Consider the following 18,796-nt stretch of genomic DNA (forward strand, 5'->3'; position numbering starts at 1 on the left):
GTACGTCGTTAAGGTGAACCCATGAGCGCACCCCACCGCCTCGACCGCGGCCACACCGACGACCTCATGACCTTCCTGGCGGCGAGCCCCACGCCGTACCACGCGGTGGCGAACGCCGCCGAGCGACTGGAGAAGGCCGGCTTCCGCCAGGTGTCGGAGACGGACGCCTGGGACGCGGAGACCGCGGGGGCTTCCGCCTCGGGCAGCGGCGGAAAGTACGTGCTGCGCGGCGGCGCGATCATCGCCTGGTACGTCCCCGAGGGCGCGGCGCCCCACACGCCGTACCGCATCGTCGGCGCGCACACCGACTCCCCGAACCTGCGGGTCAAGCCGCTGCCGGACACCGGGGCGCACGGCTGGCGCCAGGTCGCCGTGGAGATCTACGGCGGGCCGCTGATGAACTCCTGGCTCGACCGCGACCTGGGACTGGCCGGCCGGCTGACCCTGCGGGACGGTTCGACACGGCTGGTGAACGTGGACCGGCCGCTGCTCCGAGTGCCGCAGCTGGCGATCCACCTGGACCGCGCGGTGTCGGCGGAGGGGCTCAAGCTCGACAAGCAGCGGCATCTGCAGCCCATCTGGGGCCTCGGCAACGACGTGCGCGACGGTGACCTGATCGCCTTCCTGGAGGAGGAGTCGGGGCTCGGCGCGGGCGAGGTGACCGGCTGGGACCTGATGACGCACTCCGTGGAGGCGCCCGCCTACCTGGGCCGGGACAAGGAGCTGGTGGCGGGTCCGCGCATGGACAACCTGCTGTCCGTGCACGCCGGGGTGGCCGCCCTGACCGCGGTGGCCGGCGGCTCGAAGCTGCCGTACATCCCCGTCCTCGCCGCCTTCGACCACGAGGAGAACGGTTCGCAGTCGGACACGGGCGCCGACGGGCCGCTGCTCGGCGGGATCCTGGAGCGCTCGGTGTTCGCGCGCGGCGGCTCGTACGAGGACCGGGCGCGGGCCTTCGCGGGGACGGTCTGTCTGTCCTCCGACACCGGGCACGCCGTGCACCCCAACTACGCGGAGCGGCACGACCCGACGCACCACCCGCGCGTCAACGGCGGCCCGATCCTCAAGGTCAACGTCAACAACCGCTACGCCACGGACGGTTCGGGCCGGGCCGTGTGGGCCGCCGCCTGCGAGAAGGCCGACGTGCCCTTCCAGTCCTTCGTCTCCAACAACTCCATGCCCTGCGGCACGACCATCGGCCCGATCACCGCGGCCCGGCACGGCATCAAGACCGTGGACATCGGCGTGGCCATCCTGTCGATGCACAGCGTCCGGGAGCTGTGCGGCGCGGACGACCCGCATCTGCTGGCGAACGCTCTGGTGGCGTTCCTGGAGGGGTAGTTCGCGGGAAGTGGGGGTACCCGCAGGGTCGGGCCGGAACGACCGGACCGGACAGGGAGGCGACACTCATGGGCCTCGGCGGGTGCATCATTCTCATCGCCGTGGGAGCAATCCTCACGTTCGCCACCGACTGGCACATGCAGGGGGTCAACCTCGACCTGGTCGGTGTGATCCTGATGATCGTGGGACTGATCGGCGTGACGACGTTCAGCAGCATCGCCCGGCGGCGGCGCGTGGTGGTACCGCCCACCGCGCCGACGGTCGTCGAGGAGGAGCGGCATGTGCGCCGGGACGGATACTCCGACGGATACGGCGTTTAAGTCGGATTCATAGGACAACCTTGAGCAATCCGTGATCTGGGTTGACTTGGGCGCTTGTGTGAAAGTCGTGAAGACTCGGGATCCTTGAGAGCCCGGGGGGTCAGCAGTGCCGGGCGTGAACCACCAGCACACCCGGGGCTCCCCGTGCTCCACCCCACGACGACAGTCGGGGCGCCCGATCCGAGATCTCCGCGCCCCCACCGGCATGCCTCGCCGCGCGCACGCCGCACCCGACGAATTCGACGGCCCGCAGCGCCTGGTGGCGCTGATACCGGCCCACAACGAGCAGGACCGCATCGCCGACGCGATCCAGGGCCTGTGGCGGCAGACCCGGCGTCCCGACCTGATCGTCGTGGTCGCCGACAACTGCACCGACGCCACCGCCGAGATCGCCGTCGCGCACGGCGCCCAGGTCTTCGCCACCCAGGGCAACACGCACAAGAAGGCCGGCGCCCTCAACCAGGCCATCGCCTGGGTGCTGCCCCATCTTGAGGACCGCGACCTGCTGTTGGTGCAGGACGCCGACACCGTCCTCGACCCGTCGTTCAGCGAGACGGCGATCGGCACCTTCAACCGCAAGGTCGGTGCCGTCGGCGGGGTCTTCTACGGCGAGGACGGCGGCGGTCTGCTCGGCCTCCTCCAGCGCATGGAGTTCCACCGCTACGCCTGGGAACTGGAACGCTCCGGCGGCAAGGCCCAGGTACTCACCGGCACCGGCACCGTGTTCCGCGCCCGCGTCCTGCGCGAGGTGCGCGTCGCCCGCCGCGACGGAGTGCTCGGCGGCGGCCACGCCTACTACAGCCTCGCCTCGCTCACCGAGGACGACGAGATGACCAAGGCGGTCAAGACCCTCGGTTACCGGACGATGTCCCCGGCCGGCTGCGCGGTCACCACCGAGGTCATGCCCACCCTGGGGAAGTTGTGGCACCAACGGCTGCGGTGGCAGCGCGGGGCCCTGGAGAACCTGCGCGACTACGGCTGGACACGTGTCACCGCCCGCTACTTCCTTCAGCAGTTCCTCATGGGGTTCGGCGCGCTGTCCTTCCTGGTCTATCTGACCTACATGGTCACGTACACCGCGCTGTACGGCTGGCCCGGCTTCTCGCCCTTCTGGACCGCGATCGGGCTCGTCTTCGTGGTCGAGAAGACGGTCTCCGTGCGCCGGGCCGGGCCGCGTGCCGTGCTGGTGGCGGCGCTGATGATCCCCGAGATGCTCTACGACCTTTTTCAGCACGCCGTCTACTTCTCCTCGCTGTGGGGCCTGTTGCGCCGCAGCGAGGAGAAGTGGGTGGCCACGTGACCCTCACGTCCCTCGAAGGAGAAACATCATGTACGGAAGAGTGATCGGCGCGGGAACGACCGGGGCCGGCGGTGCCACGCTCGCGGCGACCGGGCTGTGGCTGAACAGCATGGCGATGGTCGTGACCGCCACGACGCTGGTGGCGGCCGGAGTCGCGCTGTTCAAGCTGGTTCCGCGGAGGCGGTGACCGCACGTCTGAAGACAGAGCGGGAAGGGCGGGCCCGGGAAGCGGGCCCGCCCTTTCTTATGGATGGGGCGGATCAGCGCAGGCCGGCGAAGAGGTCGTTCTCGGGCAGGGCCGCGCCGGTGGCGTCCTGGACACGGACGAAGGTCTCCATGCCCATGAACTCGCCGAACCTCTCCTTGCCCATCCTGAGAAAGAAGATGTTCTCGCCCTGGCTGGCGTGCGCGGCCAACGAGTCGAACTTCTGACCGCTGAACGCGGTGGTGTCCACCCACGTGGTGATCTCGTCGTCGGGAAGGCCGATCTCGGCCAGCGCGGCGGTCTCGGCGGGGTCCGGCTCCGGCATGTCCTCATGGAACTCGCGCATGATCTCGCCGAACCGCTGCATCATCGAGCGGGGCATCGTGGTCCAGTACACCTTCGGCGTCAGCGCGGTCATCTCCAGCGCCGCCATCGTGATCCGGTGGGCCTGGATGTGGTCGGGGTGGCCGTAGAAGCCGTTCTCGTCGTAGGTGACGACCACATCAGGTCGGTAGTGCCGCATGAGTTCAGCGAGTCGGGCCGCGCCGTCCTGCACGGGGGTCTGCCAGAAGGATCCGGGGGCGTCGTTGCTCGGCCAGCCCATCATCCCGGAGTCGGCATAGTCCAGCATCTCCAGATCGCTGATCTTCAGGACGTCACAGCTCGCCTCGAGTTCCTGGCGGCGCAGCAGGGCGACCGCCGCCGGATCGTGCCCGGGATCACCTGGCTTGACGCCCCCCGGCCCATCGCCGCAGCCGCCGTCGGTACAGGTCACGAGCACCGTGCGGATGCCTTCCGCCGCATACCGCGCGAGGACCCCTCCGGTTCCGGTGGCCTCGTCGTCGGGGTGGGCGTGTACTGCCATCAGCGTCAAGGGCCGGTCAGTCATGAAGAAGTCCTCCTGCGGAATTACGTCTGGGTCCGAGTGTGCGTGCGGGCGTACCGCGATCCGGGGGACCGGATCCCGCCGGTCCCTCGTCGATGCAACCGCGTCGGCCGGACCGACTGTTCCCGGCGCGGCCGCCTCGCCGGTACAGGTCGATGATCGTCGTGCAGATCAGCTCCTGGGCGCCCGGGGGACGGGACGAGTCCCTGGGCCCGCTGCCCTCGTGGGCTTGGGAACGAGCGGGGGAGCCGCTGACCGCCGCCGGCCTCGAACCTGCACACGCGCGTGCGGCGAAAGACGGGACTCAGCCCGTCGGCCTACCGGCGGCGTTGCGGAGCGGGCGCCGGGGAAGCGGTAACGACATGAGATTCCTCGTACGCGACCGGCTCCTCGGCTTCGGTGACGACTACTGGATCGAGGACGACCACGGCAACAAGGTGTTCCTCGTCGACGGCAAGGCGATGCGCCTCAGGGACACCTTCGAGCTGAAGGACACCAGCGGGCGGGTCCTGATCGACATCCGCCAGAAGATGCTCGCCCTGCGCGACACCATGCTGATCGAACGGGACGGCGAACCGCTGGCGACGATCAAGCGGAAACGCCTGTCGCTGCTGCGCAATCACTACCGGGTGGCCCTCGCCGACGGCAGTACCGAACTCGACGTCAGCGGCAAGATCCTCGACCGGGAGTTCGCCGTCGAGTACGACGGTGAACTGCTCGCAGTGGTCTCGCGACGTTGGCTGCACGTGCGGGAGACCTACGGCGTCGACATCGTCCGGGACGACGCGGACCCGGCGCTGCTCATCGCCGTGGCGGTGTGCGTGATCCACCTCGCCGAGAAGGAGCGGGAGGACGACTGACCTGCTGAGGTCTCAGAGCACCCGGTCCTTCAGGGCCGGGAACTGCTCCCTGGTCACGGCCACCTTCCCGGGGTCGAACTCCACCGTGAGGATCTCCTCGCCGGCGCCCGCCTCCGCGAGGACCTCGCCCCACGGATCCACCACGATCGAGTGACCTGCCTGCGGAACTCGCGCATGCGTCCCGGCCGTTCCACAAGCGAGCACGAACGCCTGGTTCTCGACCGCCCGCGCCCGGGCCAGCAGCGTCCAGTGCGCCCGGCGGCGCTCCGGCCAGCCCGCCGGGATCACCAGGGTCTCGGCGCCCGCGTCGACTAGACCGCGGAAGAGTTCGGGGAAACGGAGGTCGTAACAGGTGGCGACGCCGACGGTCGTCTCCGGCAGACGGACCGTCACCAGGTCCTCGCCCCGGCCCATCAGCACGGCCTCGCCCTTGTCGAAACCGAAGCGGTGGATCTTGCGGTAGGAGGCGGCCAGTTCACCGGAGGGCGAGAAGAAGAGGGAGGTGTTGTAGAGGGTGCCGTCAGGGGCCCGCTCGGGGATCGAGCCCGCGTGCAGCCACACGCCCGCGTCGCTCGCGGCCTTCGCCATGACCTCGTGGGTCGGCCCTTCCAGCGGCTCGGCCTCGTTCCCGAACCCCTCGAAGGCGAACGCCCCGGTGGTCCACAGCTCCGGCAGCACGACGAGGTCGGCACCGGCCTGATCCCGTACCAGGGACGCCACGCGACGCCGACGCGATTCGACCGATTCGTCCTCATCCACGGCGATCTGGATCAGAGAGGCGCGCACACTACCACCGTCCTGGCATTCGAGCCGTCCATTACGGGCCTACGATCGTCACACGAAAGCACTGCCGGGGTGCCTCACAGCAGCGTAACTTAGCGTTCCAAGACACCCGCCGACAGCCACCACCTCCATTGGCAACGCCGCCATCACCAGCCCGTGCTCCGACCGCCGAGGGGTCCCGTTCCGTGAGTCTGCATCCCACCCTCCAGCCCTACGCCGACGCCTGGACCCACTCCATCGATGCGATATCCGAGCTGGTGACGCCCCTCGTGGAGGGAGAGTGGAACCGCCGCACCCCCTGCCCGGGCTGGTCGGTCCGGGACGTGGTGTCCCATGTCATCGGTCTGGACTGCGAGATGCTGGGCGACCCGCGCCCCATCCACACCCTCCCCCGCGACCTGTTCCACGTGACCAACGACCACCAGCGGTACATGGAGATGCAGGTCGACGTCCGCCGCCACCACACGGCACCGGAGATGACCTCCGAGCTGGAGTACGTCGTCATCCGCCGCAACCGCCAGCTGCGGAACGACTCCCGCGACCCCGGCACGAAGGTGCGCGGCCCGCTGAGCACCGAAGTGACGCTCGCGGACTCCATGCGCCAGCACGCCTTCAACGTCTGGGTGCACGAACAGGACCTGCGCACCGCCCTGGGCCGGCCCGGCAACCTCGACTCCCCCGGCGCGCACATCGCCCGGGACGTCCTGCTCGAAGCGCTCCCCGACATAGTGGCCGTCAAGGCCGACGCCCCCCGCAGCTCGGCGATCGTCTTCGACGTCCACGGTCCCATCGAGTTCCTGCGCACCATACGCGTCGACATCCAGGGCCGCGGCACCCTGGAGACCGCCCCCGCCCTCGGCCCCGCCGCCACCCTCACCCTCGACTGGGAGACCTACGTCCGCCTGGCCTGCGGCCGCGTGACCCTGGAGTCGGTGGCGGACCGCGTGAAGGCGGAGGGCGACCCGGAACTGACGTCGGCGATCCTCAGGAACTTCACGGTGACGCCGTAGCGGGTGCCGAAGCCCGCCCCGGCGGGTGTGGCGGGCCCGATGCGCTGACGTCCGGTCAGCCGGCGTCCGGTCAGGCGGGCACGTGGACCGTCTCCACCCGGCTCGCCACCAGCCGCTCCCGCTCCCGCCGGGCCGCCCGTCCACGCAGCCGCAGGATCTGGCTGACGCCGAGCGCCTGGAGTACGAAGACGGAGGAGAAGGCGACGGAGTAGTTGTCGTCGGTGGCGTCCAGGAGCACACCGACGGCGAACAGGGTGGTCATCGACGCGACGAACCCGCCCATGTTGGTGATGCCGGACGCGGTCCCCTGCCGCTCCGGCGGGTTCGCCGGCCGCGCGAAGTCGAAACCGAGCATCGAGGCCGGTCCGCACGAGCCGAGCACGACGCACAGCACGATCAGCAGCCACATCGGCGCGCGCTCGCCGGGGTAGGCCAGCGTGGCCGCCCACAGCAGCGCCGTCGCCCCCACGGTCCCGAGCGCGAGCGGCAGCCGCGCCTCGTGGTGCCGGGCGACGAGCTGGCCGTAGACCAGACCGACGACCATGTTGGACAGCACGACGAGAGTGAGCAGTTCGCCCGCCGTCGCCCGGGACAGCCCCTGCGCCTCGACGAGGAACGGCAGGCCCCACAGCAGCAGGAACACCATTGCCGGGAACTGGGTCGTGAAGTGCACCCACAGCCCGAGCCGGGTGCCGGGCTCCCGCCAGGACGCGGCGATCTGCCGCCGTACATAGGCCGCCCCCTGGTGCGGGAACGGCTCCGGCTCCTGTCCCTCGGGGTGGTCCTTGAGGAAGAGGAGCAGCAGGACCAGCACCACCACACCCGCGAGCGAGCTGCCCGCGAACGCGGGGGTCCAGCCGATGCCGTGCAGGAGCCTGGCCAGGACCAGTGTGGAGACCAGGTTGCCCGCCATGCCGGCGAGCCCGGCGAGCTGCGCGACCAGCGGACCGCGCCGGGCCGGGAACCAACGGGTGCCCAGGCGGAGCACGCTGATGAACGTCATCGCGTCGCCGCAGCCGAGCAGGGCGCGCGAGGCGAGGGCCGTTCCGTACGACGGGGAGAACGCGAAGCCGAGCTGCCCCGCCGTGAAGAGGACCACGCCGAGCGTCAGCACCTTCTTGGTGCCGAGCCGGTCCACGAGCAGGCCGACGGGTATCTGCATGCCCGCGTAGACGAGGAGTTGGACGATCGAGAAGGTCGACAGGGCCGAGGCGTTCACATGGAAGCGGTCGGCCGCGTCAAGGCCGGCAACTCCTAGGGACGTACGGAAGATGACCGCGACGAAGTAGACGGAGACGCCGATGCCCCACACGGCCATAGCGCGTCGGCCGCCTGGGGGTGCCCCTTCTGCGGAAGAGCCACCCGGAAGAGTGGACTTGTTCACCGGAGCTCACCCCGGGCGAGGTGGGAGAACCACTCGACGTGCCCGTGAATCAGGCCTACGACCGCCTCCGCGTCGCCGGAGCGCAGTGCCTGGAGGATCTGCTCGTGCTCGGCGAGGGTCTTGGTGATGCGGTCCGGGTGGGCGTGCATCACGGCGACGCCCATCCTGAGCTGGCGGTCGCGGAGTTGGTCGTAGAGCCGGTTCAGGATCTCGTTGCCGCCGCTTCGGACGATCTCGGCGTGGAAGCAGCGGTCGGTGACGGCGGCGCCGGCCAGATCCCCGGCGGCGGCCTGCTCCTTCTGCCGCGCGAGCAGTTCCTCGAGGCGCGCGATGAGCTGAGGAGACGCCGGTACGGCCTTGCGGGCGGCGTGTCCCTCGACGAGCTGCCGGGTCTCGACGACGTCGGCGATCTCCTGGGCGGAGACCGGCAGGACCAGCGCCCCCTTTTTCGGGTAAAGCTTGATCAGCCCCTCGACCTCGAGACGCAGCAGCGCCTCTCGCACAGGCGTGCGGGAGACTCCGACGGCCTCGCCGAGTTCGCCCTCGGTGAGCAGAGTCCCGCCCTCGTAACGGCGGTCCAGGACACCCTGCTTGACGTGGGCGTAGACGCGGTCTGCGGCGGGAGGCGGTTTCACGGCCAGGCTCATGCCCACAGCATAGATACAACACGTACGCATGATGAGTCCCGTTCCAGCATTCGGACCTCGACAGGAACTCCTGTCCGTGAAAGCCACACCCGCCCCATCTCGGGCACAACCTTGTGTGCTAGTTACGTGTCACACACGTGCGGCATCACTTTCTTCCCCTTCAACTCGGCCGCACTCAGGGGCATTCGACCGTATTCGGGGTATTTCACTTGATTACCGCTACCAAGGGCCTCCGCGTCCGCAGAGCCGCAGCCGTCGCCATCACGACCGGCGCAGTGCTCGCCACCGGAGCTCTCACCGCGGCACCCGCGCAGGCGCTCACGACGCCGACCATCACCGCCAAGGGCGGATTCCTGATGAACAGCGCGACCGGCACGACCCTCTACAGCAAGTCGGGGAACACGAAGCGGCTGACCGCTTCCACCACGAAGATCATGACCGCGAAGGTCGTGCTCTCGCAGTCGAACCTGAACCTGGACGCCAAGGTCACGATCAAGAAGGCGTACAGCGACTACATCGTCTCCAAGGGCGCTTCGTCCGCCCACCTGATCGTCGGCGACAAGGTCACCGTCCGTCAGCTGCTCTACGGGATGATGCTGCCGTCCGGCTGTGACGCCGCGATGGCCCTCGCCGACAAGTTCGGCTCGGGCTCGACGGTCTCCGCGCGTACCAAGTCCTTCATCGCGAAGATGAACACGACTGCCCGGAGCCTCGGCATGGCGAACACGAAGTTCGACTCGTTCGACGGAATAAGCAATGGTTCGAACGCCTCGACGCCGAAGGACCTCACGCTGCTCGCCCGCAACGTGATGAAGAGCTCGACCTTCAAGTCCGTCGTGAAGACCAAGAAGTACACGGCGAAGACGATCACCAAGACCGGCAGCACCCGCACCATGGGTGCCTGGACGAACACCAACACCCTGCTCGGCTGGAACGGCACGCTCGGCATCAAGACCGGCTCGGGCACCGACTCCAAGTACTGCCTCGTCTTCGCCGCCACGAAGAACGGCGAGTCCGTCATCGGCGCGGTCATGACCGCCTCCTCGGCGGCCAACCGCACGAGCGACGTGAAGAAGCTCATCAACTACGGCTACGCGAAGATCAGCTGACGCCGACCACGAAGGGGCCCGTCGCCGGAAGCGACGGGCCCCTTCAGCGTTGGACGACGTGTCCACCGCGGGCAGATCACGCCCAGGTGATCAGCTTCTTCGGCTGCTCGAGGACAGCCGCCACGTCGGCCAGGACCTTGGAGCCCAACTCGCCGTCCACCAGACGGTGGTCGAAGCTCAGCGCGAGGGTGGTGACCTGGCGGGGCTTCACCTTGCCCTTGTGGACCCAGGGCTGGAGCTTGATCGCGCCGACGGCGAGGATCGCGGCCTCTCCCGGCGGGAGGATGGGGGTTCCGGTGTCGACGCCGAAGACGCCGACGTTGGTGATGGTGACGGTGCCGCCCTGCATCGCGGCCGGGCTGGTGCGACCCTCCTTGGCCGTGGCCACCAGCTCGCCCAGGGACTCGGCCAGTTGCGGCAGGGTCTTGGTGTGGGCGTCCTTGATGTTCGGGACGATCAGGCCACGGGGGGTGGCGGCGGCGATGCCCAGGTTGACGTAGTGCTTGAGGACGATCTCCTGGTTCGTCTCGTCCCAGGAGGCGTTGATGTCGGGGTTGCGCTTGATCGCGACCAGCAGGGCCTTGGCGATCAGCAGGAGGGGGTTCACCCGCAGGCCCTGCAGATCCTTGTCCTGCTTGAGTTCCTCGACCAGTTTCAGGGTGCGGGTCACGTCCACCGTCACGAACTCCGTGACGTGCGGGGCCGTGAACGCCGAACCGACCATCGCCGCGGCCGTCGCCTTGCGGACGCCCTTGACCGGGACACGGGTCTCGCGGGCGGCGTCGTACGACGCGGTGGGAGCCGCCGCGGCACTGACCGGGGCCTGCGTCACCGCCGGCTCGGGCGCGGGCGCTTCGGCCGGGGTCGCCGCCGCGTGGACGTCCTCGCGGGTGATGACGCCGTCCGGGCCGGACGGGATCACCGTGGTGAGGTCGACGCCCAGGTCCTTGGCCAGCTTGCGCACCGGGGGCTTGGCCAGCGGGCGGGGCTGCTCGGTGGCGGCCGGGCTCGTGCCGGCCGGGCCGTGGCCGTTCAGTTCGGTCTGGATCGCGACCGACGCCTGCTGGACCGGAACCTCCGGGCCCTTGCGGGGCCGGCGCTTGGTCGAGGAGGCCGCCACGCCGTAACCGACCAGGACCGGCTGACGGCCCTCCGGCTTCTTCTCGGGAGCCTCGGAGGCATCGGGAGCCGCGGAGGCTTCCGGCGCCTCGGCCGGCGTCTCCGGGGCCGCGGGAGCACCGCCCGCCACGTCCACCGAGATGATCGCCGTGCCCACGTCCACCGTGGTGCCCTCGGGGAAGCGCAGCTCGCGCACCACACCGTCGTAGGGGATGGGCAGTTCGACGGCTGCCTTGGCCGTCTCCACCTCGCACACCACCTGCCCGTCGGTGACCGTGTCACCGGCCTGGACATACCACTTGAGGATCTCCGCCTCGGTGAGCCCCTCGCCCACGTCGGGCATCTTGAACTCGCGCACGGACGCTTCCGTCATCGTCGTCACGACCCTCTCCTCAGTACGCCAGCGAGCGGTCGACGGCATCCAGTACCCGGTCCAGGCTCGGCAGGTACTCCTCCTCCAGGCGGGCCGGCGGGTAGGGGGCGTGGTAGCCGCCGACCCTGAGTACCGGGGCCTCCAGGTGGTAGAAGCAGCGCTCCGTGATCCGGGCCGCGATCTCCGCGCCCGAACCGAAGAACACCGGCGCCTCGTGCACCACGACCAGACGGCGGGTCTTCTCCACCGAGGCCTGGATCGAGTCGAAGTCCAGGGGCGAGACCGAGCGCAGGTCCAGAATCTCCAGCGACTTGCCCTCCTCGGCGGCCGCGTCGGCGACCTCCTTGCAGAGCTTCACCATCGGGCCGTACGCGACGAGGGTCAGGTCGGTGCCCTCACGGACCACCTTGGCCTTGTGCAGGGGGCCGGGGATCGCCTCGGTGTTGACCTCGCCCTTGTCCCAGTACCGGCGCTTGGGCTCGAAGAAGATCACCGGGTCGTCGCTCTGGATGGCCTGCTGCATCATCCAGTACGCGTCGGAGGGGTTGGAGGGACTGACCACCTTCAGGCCCGCCACGTGCGCGAAGAGCGCCTCGGGGGACTCCGAGTGGTGCTCCACGGCGCCGATGCCGCCGCCGTAGGGGATACGGACGACGACGGGCATCTTGACCTTGCCCAGCGAGCGCGCGTGCATCTTCGCGAGCTGGGTGACGATCTGGTCGTAGGCCGGGAAGACGAAGCCGTCGAACTGGATCTCCACCACCGGGCGGTAGCCGCGCAGGGCGAGGCCGATCGCGGTGCCGACGATCCCGGACTCTGCGAGCGGGGTGTCGATGACCCGGTCCTCGCCGAAGTCCTTCTGGAGGCCGTCGGTGACGCGGAAGACGCCGCCGAGCTTGCCGACGTCCTCGCCCATGACGAGGACCTTGGGGTCGGTGTCCAGGGCGCGCCTGAGCGACTCGTTGATCGCCTTGGCCAGTGCCATGTTCGTGGATGTCACGTGTTCCGCTGCCATGATCAGGCCCCTTCCCCATCCGTGAACGACGCCTGGTAGGCGGCGAACTCGGCCCGCTCCTCGTCGACGAGCGCGTGTCCGTCCGCGTACGCGTGCTCGAAGAGGGCGAAGCGATCCGGGTCCGGCATGGCACGGACCGCCTCACGCACTCGCCTGCCCAACGCCTCGGACTCGGTCTCCAGTTCCGCGAAGAATCCCTCGTCCGCGTGGTTTGAGGACTCCAGGTACCGGCGAAGGCGCAGGATCGGGTCCTTCGCCTCCCAGGCCTCGCGCTCCTCGTCGGCCCGGTACTTGCTCGGGTCGTCGGAGGTGGTGTGGGCGCCCATGCGGTACGTGTAGGCCTCGACGAGCGTCGGTCCCTCGCCGCTGCGAGCCCGCTCCAGAGCCCACTTGGTGACGGCCAGCGACGCGAGCACGTCATTGCCGTCGACCCGTACGCCGGGGAAGCCGAAGCCCTGCGCGCGCTGGTAGAGCGGGACGCGGGTCTGCCTCTCGGTCGGCTCGGAGATGGCCCACTGGTTGTTCTGGCAGAAGAACACGACCGGGGCGTTGTAGACCGCGGAGAAGGTGAACGATTCGGCCACGTCGCCCTGACTGGAGGCGCCGTCGCCGAAGTAGGCGATGACCGCGGAGTCGGCGCCGTCCTTGGCGACGCCCATCGCGTAGCCCGTGGCGTGCAGCGTCTGGGAGCCGATGACGATCGTATAGAGGTGGAAGTTGTTCCCGTTGGGGTCCCAGCCGCCGTTGTTCACCCCGCGGAACATGCCGAGCAGGTTGGTCGGGTCGACCCCGCGGCACCAGGCCACGCCGTGCTCGCGGTAGGTGGGGAAGACGTAGTCGTCGTCGCGCAGCGCCCGTCCCGATCCGATCTGGGCGGCCTCCTGGCCGAGCAGCGAAGCCCACAGGCCCAGCTCGCCCTGGCGCTGCAGGGAGGTGGCCTCGGCGTCGAAGCGGCGGGTGAGCACCATGTCGCGGTAGAGGCCGCGGAGCTCTTCGGGGGTGATGTCGGCGACGTACTTGTCGTACTCGGCGTTCTTGACGCGCTTGCCCTCGGGCGTCAGCAACTGAACCAGTTCGGGCTTGGTGCTCGGGGACTTCCTCGTCCCGGCGCTGCGTCGCGGCTTGCGCGCGGCAGTGCTCTCCACGGTCACGTGTGCTCCTCCGTCGGTCCGGCCCTCGGGGTTGCCGGGAGCTGGGGGTCCCCCAACTCGTTCAGAGCCTGGGGAAGCGGCTCACCTGTTTCCGACACCCGTGCACGGGGTGGGTGTCACTTGGCCGGAACAGGCGTGACAGGTGCCCCGGCGAGCGCCCTGCAAGAATCACGTTACCCAGTGCTCCACATTTCTGTGAAACCCCCTTTGACCTGCGATTTTGCTTGGATTTCCAAGTAAATCGGAAAAGGCTGGAAGGGGCGCTGGTCACAGCCTTGCAGGAGGCCGGAGCAACGGCACGTTATCCCGTCGACCCTGGTCACCGGAAGAGCATCCGCGTCCGACTTGCCGAGTGCGCAAGAAGTCCGTGACCGAAGGGGACCGACAGCGACTTACTGTGTCGTTCCGTGACTGCACGTGACAACTCCCAGCTCACAGCGCTGGCCCGTGCCCTAGCATCTGGCGCGTGCCGCGCTCTCCCGTACCACCTCTCATGCCTCACGCGCCCCCGCTGGGCGCCCTCCTCCGCCAGTACGCCGCCGGATCCGCCCTCGCCTGCGATCCCGTCGACCAAGGCCTTCTCAACCGCGGCTACCGGCTCCGCACGACCCGCGGCCGCTATTTCCTCAAGCACCACTTCGACCCCGAGACGGCCGCCCCCGAGGCGATCGCCCGCCAGCACGGCGCCACCCAGCGCCTGGCCGCCCTCGGCGTCCCGGTCGCCCCGCCCCTACCGGCCCACGACGGCCGCACCGTCGCGGTCGTCGGCGGCCACGCCTACGCCCTCCACCCCTGGATCGAGGGCCGCCATCGCCACGGCGCCCAGCTCACCGCCGAACAGTGCGGCCGACTCGGGGCGCTGCTGGGGGTGGTGCACGCGAGCCTGGAGCGGGTGATGCCGGTGGAGGGGTGCGAGCAGGGGGAGAAGAGTGCGTCGACGCGCGGAGGCGCACGAACCGACGAAGGCGCCCCGGACAGCGAGCCGCGCACGCCGTCGGGCGCCGGAACATCGGATCGCCGGCGCCTCGCACCGCCGGGTGAAGGCGTCCCGGACGACCGGCACCGCGCGCGGGCGGCCCGGAGCGCGCCAGGTGCAGAACGCGCCGCATCCACGCGCCATGCCACCGCGCCTGCCCACGGCGCCCGCGCCGGGAAGCCGCACGCCGGTCACCCACACGTCCACACCGGGACCGCGCCACCCGTCGACGCCGGCGCCGACCCCGCCGCCACCTTCGCGCTCATCGACGACCTCCTCGCGCGCGTGCGCGGACACCGTCCGGCCGACTCCTTCGACGAGCTGGCCCGGCACCGGCTCCTGGAGCGGCGGTCACTGCTCGAACAGCACCTGGGACGGCGGCCTCCGCACAGTGGGCCGGTGGGCTGGGTACACGGGGACTTCCACCCCTTCAACCTGCTGTACCGGGGTGACGCGCCCGCCGCGATCGTCGACTGGGACCGGCTCGGCGTGAAGCCCCGCGCGGAGGAGGCCGTACGCGCCGCCGCGATCTTCTTCGTACGTCCCGCGGGGACGCTCGACCTGCCGAAGGTGCGGGCGTACGCGCGCGCGTACCGGCGTACGGCGGGAGCCACTCCCTCGGAACTCGCGGCGGCCGTGCATCGCGTGTGGTGGGAGCGCCTCAACGACTTCTGGATGCTGCGCTGGCACTACGAGCGGGGTGACACCCGCGCGGATTCCCAGTTCCCGGCGGCGTCGGCGCTGGTGGTGTGGTGGACGCGGGAGTACGAGGCGGTGTGCGACGCGTTCGTGGGATGACGCGGCGGCCTCGGAAACGGCACGCGCGCGTGGCGCCCGTTCCCGGGGCCACGCGCGCGTGAAGAGTTGCGGGCGGTCAGGAGTCGCCGCCGTCGCCGCCTTGCGTGCCCCCGACCAGGTCGCCGGTCGGGTCCGCCGACTCCGTCGGCTCCGGCGCCGTATCGGTCGGCTCGGCCGTGTCCGTCGGCTCCGTCGCCGTCTCGGACGGCTGGGTCGCCGTGGGCGAAGGCGTGTACGAGGGCGTGTACGACGGCGTATAGGACGGCGTGTAGCCGGAGCCTCCGGAGTCGCCGCTGTTGTCCGTGGACGTGTCGGTCTCCTCCTCGGTCGGCTCGTCGCTCGGCGTCTCGCTGGCCGTCTGGTCGTCGGTGCTCTGCGAGGTGGACGGCGTCACGGACGTGCCGGTGCCGCCACCGCCCCCGCCACCGCCGCCGCCGTTGAGCGCCAGGGCGACGCCCGCCGCGACGGCGATCACCGCGAGGACGGCGAGGATCCACAGCTTGCCGCGGCCGCTGCCCCGGTTGCCATGTCCCTCGAAGCCGCCGTCGTCCCCGCCGCTGTAACCGGAGGGCAGGATCGGCTGCGGAATCTGGGTGGTGCCGGAGGAGTCGCCGGGGTGCGGCAGCACGCTGGTGCTCGCGAAGCCCGCGGAGGGCGTGCCGCGGCCGTCGTGCGCCGTCACCGGGCCGGTGTTCCAGGTGCCGGTGTGGCCGCCCTGGTCGTACAGCATCTGCAGGCCGTACTGGACGAGCCCGCGCATCTCCTCGGCCGTCTGGAAACGGTCGTCCGGCTCCTTGGCGAGCGAGCGCATGACCAGGCCGTCGAGCTCCGGCGGGACGGCGTCGGAGACCTGCGACGGAGGCGTCGGGATGTCCTGGACGTGCTGGTAGACGACGGAGAGCGGGGTCTCACCCGTGAACGGCGGCCGCAGGGCGAGGAGTTCGTAGAGCAGGCAACCCGTGGCGTACAGGTCGGAGCGGTGGTCGACCGCCTTGCCGAGGGCCTGCTCCGGGGAGAGGTACTGCGGGGTGCCCATGACCATGCCGGTCTGCGTCATCGTCGTGGACGCGCCGTGCAGGGCGCGGGCGATGCCGAAGTCCATGACCTTGACGGCGCCGTTGTGCGTGATGATCACGTTCGCCGGCTTGATGTCGCGGTGCACGATGCCGTGCTGGTGCGAGTAGGCGAGCGCCTCCAGGACCCCGGAGACGATGATCAGCGCCTGCTCGGGTCCGGGCGCCTCGGCGTTGAGCAGCAGATCCCGGATCGTCCGTCCCTCGACGATCTCCATGACGATGTACGGCACCGACTGGCCGCCCACGAAGTCCTCGCCGGAGTCGTACACGGCGACGATCGCGTGGTGGTTGAGGCCGGCCACGGACTGGGCCTCGCGCGTGAAGCGGGCCTTGGAGGTCGGGTCCTCGGCGAGGTCGGCGCGCAGCAGCTTGACCGCCACGGTGCGGCCGAGCCGTACGTCCTCGGCCGCGAACACCTCGGCCATACCACCCCGGCCGAGTCTGCGGGTCAGCCGATATCGGCCGTCCCCCACCAGTCCGCCGTTACCCCACAGCTCCGGCGCATCTGACATTCCGCCGCCAGTCGCCTCGGGGTCGGACGGGCCCTGAGCGCGCTGCTGCTGTGCCATCGGTCCTCGCCGTCGTTTCTGCCCGCGGTGCGCGCGGTGTTGTCACGGTCTCCGTCGGCCCACGCTACAGCCTTCGCGCAAGCCGCCGGTCCGGGATGAGCCCAGGGACCGGCCCGAGACGGACCGGCCATCAAACCTGTATGACGTCTCGACGTGCAAATCCTGTGTACCGGCCGTAGGGCACCTGTAACACCCGCGCGACCTTTCTTTCGCGTACGGTCACGGAACGGGCACCTCGCTTCCGCGGGGACGGGCGGTACGGAACGGGACTCCGTGGCCAAGGTCACGCCCGCCGACCCCCGGCACGCCGACCGGGCACGGACCTCCCCCGGAAGAAGAACCCGAACGAGCGTTTCCCACCGGCGACATGAAGGGCCCGGCAGCGTCGGCTGCCGGGCCCTTCTCAGGTCGGGGGTTACAGGTACGGTCCGCCCGAGCGGCCGCCGGCGCGCGGGTCGACACCTTCCTCATGGCCGCCGACGCCCGGGGGCAGCGCGCGGCGCATCTGCTCCAGCTGGGCCCGCGCGGCCATCTGCTGGGCGAACAGCGTGGTCTGGATCCCGTGGAAGAGGCCCTCGAGCCAGCCCACCAGCTGGGCCTGGGCGATGCGCAGTTCCGCATCGCTCGGGGTCACCTCGTCGTTGAAGGGCAGGGAGAGCCGCTCCAGCTCCTCCACGAGTTCGGGGGCCAGACCGTCCTCCAGCTCCTTCACCGAGCTCGAGTGGATCTCCTTGAGCCGCGCCCGGCTGGCCTCGTCGAGAGGAGCCGCGCGCACCTCTTCGAGCAGCTGCTTGATCATGCTGCCGATCCGCATGACCTTCGCGGGCTGCTCGACCATCTCCGTGACCGGAACCTCGCGGGAGTCGTCGTCACCCCCGCCGCCCAGCGCCATCCCGTCCTGGCCCACGACCAGGATCTGGGGACCTTCCGGCGAACCTTCGTTCCTCGGCATCTCCATGCCGCCATTCTCTCGCACCCGTACACCTCACCGGTGAGGTGCCCCCGCTACACGCTGATCCACCGTCCGCAGAGCGGATCGCTCCCCTGGCGCCGCCCGGAATGCCGGTCTCCTGCCTGGATGCCAGGCTTGTCCCGTGACTCCCTGGCTACGCGCGACGGTACTGGCGATCGTGGTGGGCTCGAGCACCGTCGTCCTGCCGCAGGGCGGTCGGCTGTACGGGACGCCTCAGGCCTACGGCGCCGAGTCGCAACCCCTCACCTCGGCAGGCCCGACGAGCTCGGGGCGCCCGCGCGGCACCGCGAGCGCGCCGCCCTCCTTCACCGACTCGCGGTCGCCGTCCTGGCTACCCGGCCACCGGCCGCTGCGGAGGACCGACTGGTCCCTCGCCACCGGGACCCCGCCGCGCACCGCCCCGAGCTCGTCGGCCTCCCCCTCCGACACCCCGTCGAGCGCGGGGGCGGCTCACGGACGGCGGCACCCCGCCACGAATCCGGCGCCCTCTCCGCCCGTCGGCCCCTCGGATTCCCCGCGGGGCCATGGCCCTGAGCGCGCCTCACCCTCGGCCTCCCTCGCTCCCTCCCCCTCTGCCGCCACCCCGTCCCGCGCCGGAAGCCGTGCGGGTGAGGGGCGGGAGCGGCCGGGGCGGCGGGAGGAGCCGGTGGAGGAGGAGGCGGACGCCGACGGCACGGATTCCGGACAGGCCGATGCCGGGGACGGTGACCTCACCGCCGTGTCGGAGCCGCCCCCGCGGACCGCCGTGGCACCGTCACGACCCGCGCAGCGGCCCGCGGCCGCGCCCAAGGTGTTCATCCTGCCGCTCGGCACCGGGCTGGTGCTGGTCGGCCTGGGGCTCGGGCTCGGCCTGTTCGCGCTGCGGGTACGGCGCGGGTAGAGCCGTACCGGAACGCCGGAA

General features: G+C 70.2%; 18 protein-coding genes. 9 read left to right on the top strand and 9 right to left on the bottom strand.

Features of this window, described 5'->3' with window-relative positions; all coding sequences use genetic code 11:
• Positions 1–21: 21 nt before the first annotated feature.
• The 4 genes from RNB18_RS08050 to RNB18_RS08065 all read left to right on the top strand — a co-directional run bounded on the left by RNB18_RS08050 (position 22) and on the right by RNB18_RS08065 (position 3,148).
• Positions 22–1,341 carry a M18 family aminopeptidase gene (locus RNB18_RS08050; RefSeq protein WP_311713436.1) on the top strand — a complete coding sequence of 440 codons (1,320 nt, stop codon included), beginning with the start codon at positions 22–24 and terminating at the stop codon, positions 1,339–1,341.
• 68 nt (positions 1,342–1,409) lie between these two features.
• Positions 1,410–1,661, top strand: a complete 252-nt coding sequence (locus tag RNB18_RS08055) for a DUF6458 family protein (RefSeq protein ID WP_057608993.1) — start codon at positions 1,410–1,412, stop codon at positions 1,659–1,661.
• Positions 1,662–1,866: 205 nt separating this feature from the next.
• Positions 1,867–2,961 (top strand): glycosyltransferase, encoded by a 1,095-nt coding sequence (locus RNB18_RS08060; protein WP_311713437.1) that lies wholly within the window; start codon positions 1,867–1,869, stop codon positions 2,959–2,961.
• Positions 2,962–2,989: 28 nt separating this feature from the next.
• Positions 2,990–3,148, top strand: coding sequence for a hypothetical protein (locus RNB18_RS08065; RefSeq protein WP_167368232.1), 159 nt, complete (start codon positions 2,990–2,992; stop codon positions 3,146–3,148).
• Positions 3,149–3,221: 73 nt separating this feature from the next.
• On the opposite strand, the gene RNB18_RS08070 is transcribed toward RNB18_RS08065, so the two are convergent.
• Positions 3,222–4,055 (bottom strand): PIG-L family deacetylase, encoded by an 834-nt coding sequence (locus tag RNB18_RS08070; protein WP_311713438.1) that lies wholly within the window; start codon positions 4,053–4,055, stop codon positions 3,222–3,224.
• 359 nt (positions 4,056–4,414) lie between these two features.
• Here RNB18_RS08070 and RNB18_RS08075 point away from each other — a divergent pair, with 359 nt between their 5' ends.
• On the top strand, positions 4,415–4,912 hold the full coding sequence (locus RNB18_RS08075; protein WP_307077145.1) for an LURP-one-related/scramblase family protein: 498 nt from the start codon (positions 4,415–4,417) through the stop codon (positions 4,910–4,912).
• A gap of 12 nt (positions 4,913–4,924) precedes the next feature.
• On the opposite strand, the gene RNB18_RS08080 is transcribed toward RNB18_RS08075, so the two are convergent.
• On the bottom strand, positions 4,925–5,698 hold the full coding sequence (locus RNB18_RS08080; RefSeq protein ID WP_311713439.1) for a carbon-nitrogen family hydrolase: 774 nt from the start codon (positions 5,696–5,698) through the stop codon (positions 4,925–4,927).
• Positions 5,699–5,880: 182 nt separating this feature from the next.
• Between RNB18_RS08080 and RNB18_RS08085 the strand changes: the two genes are divergently transcribed.
• Positions 5,881–6,705, top strand: coding sequence for a maleylpyruvate isomerase family mycothiol-dependent enzyme (locus tag RNB18_RS08085; RefSeq protein WP_311713440.1), 825 nt, complete (start codon positions 5,881–5,883; stop codon positions 6,703–6,705).
• Positions 6,706–6,775: 70 nt separating this feature from the next.
• On the opposite strand, the gene RNB18_RS08090 is transcribed toward RNB18_RS08085, so the two are convergent.
• A complete protein-coding gene (locus RNB18_RS08090) occupies positions 6,776–8,023 on the bottom strand; it encodes an MFS transporter (RefSeq protein WP_311713441.1) in 1,248 nt (415 codons plus the stop codon).
• A gap of 62 nt (positions 8,024–8,085) precedes the next feature.
• Positions 8,086–8,736, bottom strand: coding sequence for a GntR family transcriptional regulator (locus tag RNB18_RS08095; protein WP_266516581.1), 651 nt, complete (start codon positions 8,734–8,736; stop codon positions 8,086–8,088).
• 209 nt (positions 8,737–8,945) lie between these two features.
• On the opposite strand from RNB18_RS08095, the gene RNB18_RS08100 reads away from it, so the two are divergent.
• Positions 8,946–9,845 (top strand): D-alanyl-D-alanine carboxypeptidase family protein, encoded by a 900-nt coding sequence (locus tag RNB18_RS08100; RefSeq protein WP_311713442.1) that lies wholly within the window; start codon positions 8,946–8,948, stop codon positions 9,843–9,845.
• Between the two features lie 76 nt (positions 9,846–9,921).
• On the opposite strand, the gene RNB18_RS08105 is transcribed toward RNB18_RS08100, so the two are convergent.
• Genes RNB18_RS08105 through pdhA form a run of 3 tightly spaced genes read right to left on the bottom strand, consistent with a single transcriptional unit; the run spans position 9,922 to position 13,503 of the window.
• A complete protein-coding gene (locus tag RNB18_RS08105; RefSeq protein ID WP_311713443.1) occupies positions 9,922–11,346 on the bottom strand; it encodes a dihydrolipoamide acetyltransferase family protein in 1,425 nt (474 codons plus the stop codon).
• Positions 11,347–11,356: 10 nt separating this feature from the next.
• A complete protein-coding gene (locus RNB18_RS08110; RefSeq protein WP_311713444.1) occupies positions 11,357–12,352 on the bottom strand; it encodes an alpha-ketoacid dehydrogenase subunit beta in 996 nt (331 codons plus the stop codon).
• Between the two features lie 2 nt (positions 12,353–12,354).
• Positions 12,355–13,503, bottom strand: coding sequence for a pyruvate dehydrogenase (acetyl-transferring) E1 component subunit alpha (gene pdhA, locus RNB18_RS08115; protein WP_311713445.1), 1,149 nt, complete (start codon positions 13,501–13,503; stop codon positions 12,355–12,357).
• 493 nt (positions 13,504–13,996) lie between these two features.
• Here pdhA and RNB18_RS08120 point away from each other — a divergent pair, with 493 nt between their 5' ends.
• On the top strand, positions 13,997–15,277 hold the full coding sequence (locus RNB18_RS08120) for a phosphotransferase (protein WP_311713446.1): 1,281 nt from the start codon (positions 13,997–13,999) through the stop codon (positions 15,275–15,277).
• A 76-nt stretch (positions 15,278–15,353) separates the two neighbouring features.
• On the opposite strand, the gene RNB18_RS08125 is transcribed toward RNB18_RS08120, so the two are convergent.
• Entirely contained in the window at positions 15,354–16,922 is a 1,569-nt protein-coding gene (locus RNB18_RS08125) for a protein kinase domain-containing protein (protein WP_311713447.1), read from the bottom strand.
• 415 nt (positions 16,923–17,337) lie between these two features.
• On the bottom strand, positions 17,338–17,880 hold the full coding sequence (locus tag RNB18_RS08130; RefSeq protein WP_311713448.1) for a bacterial proteasome activator family protein: 543 nt from the start codon (positions 17,878–17,880) through the stop codon (positions 17,338–17,340).
• 136 nt (positions 17,881–18,016) lie between these two features.
• On the opposite strand from RNB18_RS08130, the gene RNB18_RS08135 reads away from it, so the two are divergent.
• On the top strand, positions 18,017–18,775 hold the full coding sequence (locus RNB18_RS08135) for a hypothetical protein (RefSeq protein ID WP_311713449.1): 759 nt from the start codon (positions 18,017–18,019) through the stop codon (positions 18,773–18,775).
• Positions 18,776–18,796 lie beyond the last annotated feature (21 nt).

The organism is Streptomyces doebereineriae, assembly GCF_031845645.1.
In the GTDB taxonomy this organism is placed as follows: domain Bacteria; phylum Actinomycetota; class Actinomycetes; order Streptomycetales; family Streptomycetaceae; genus Streptomyces; species Streptomyces canus.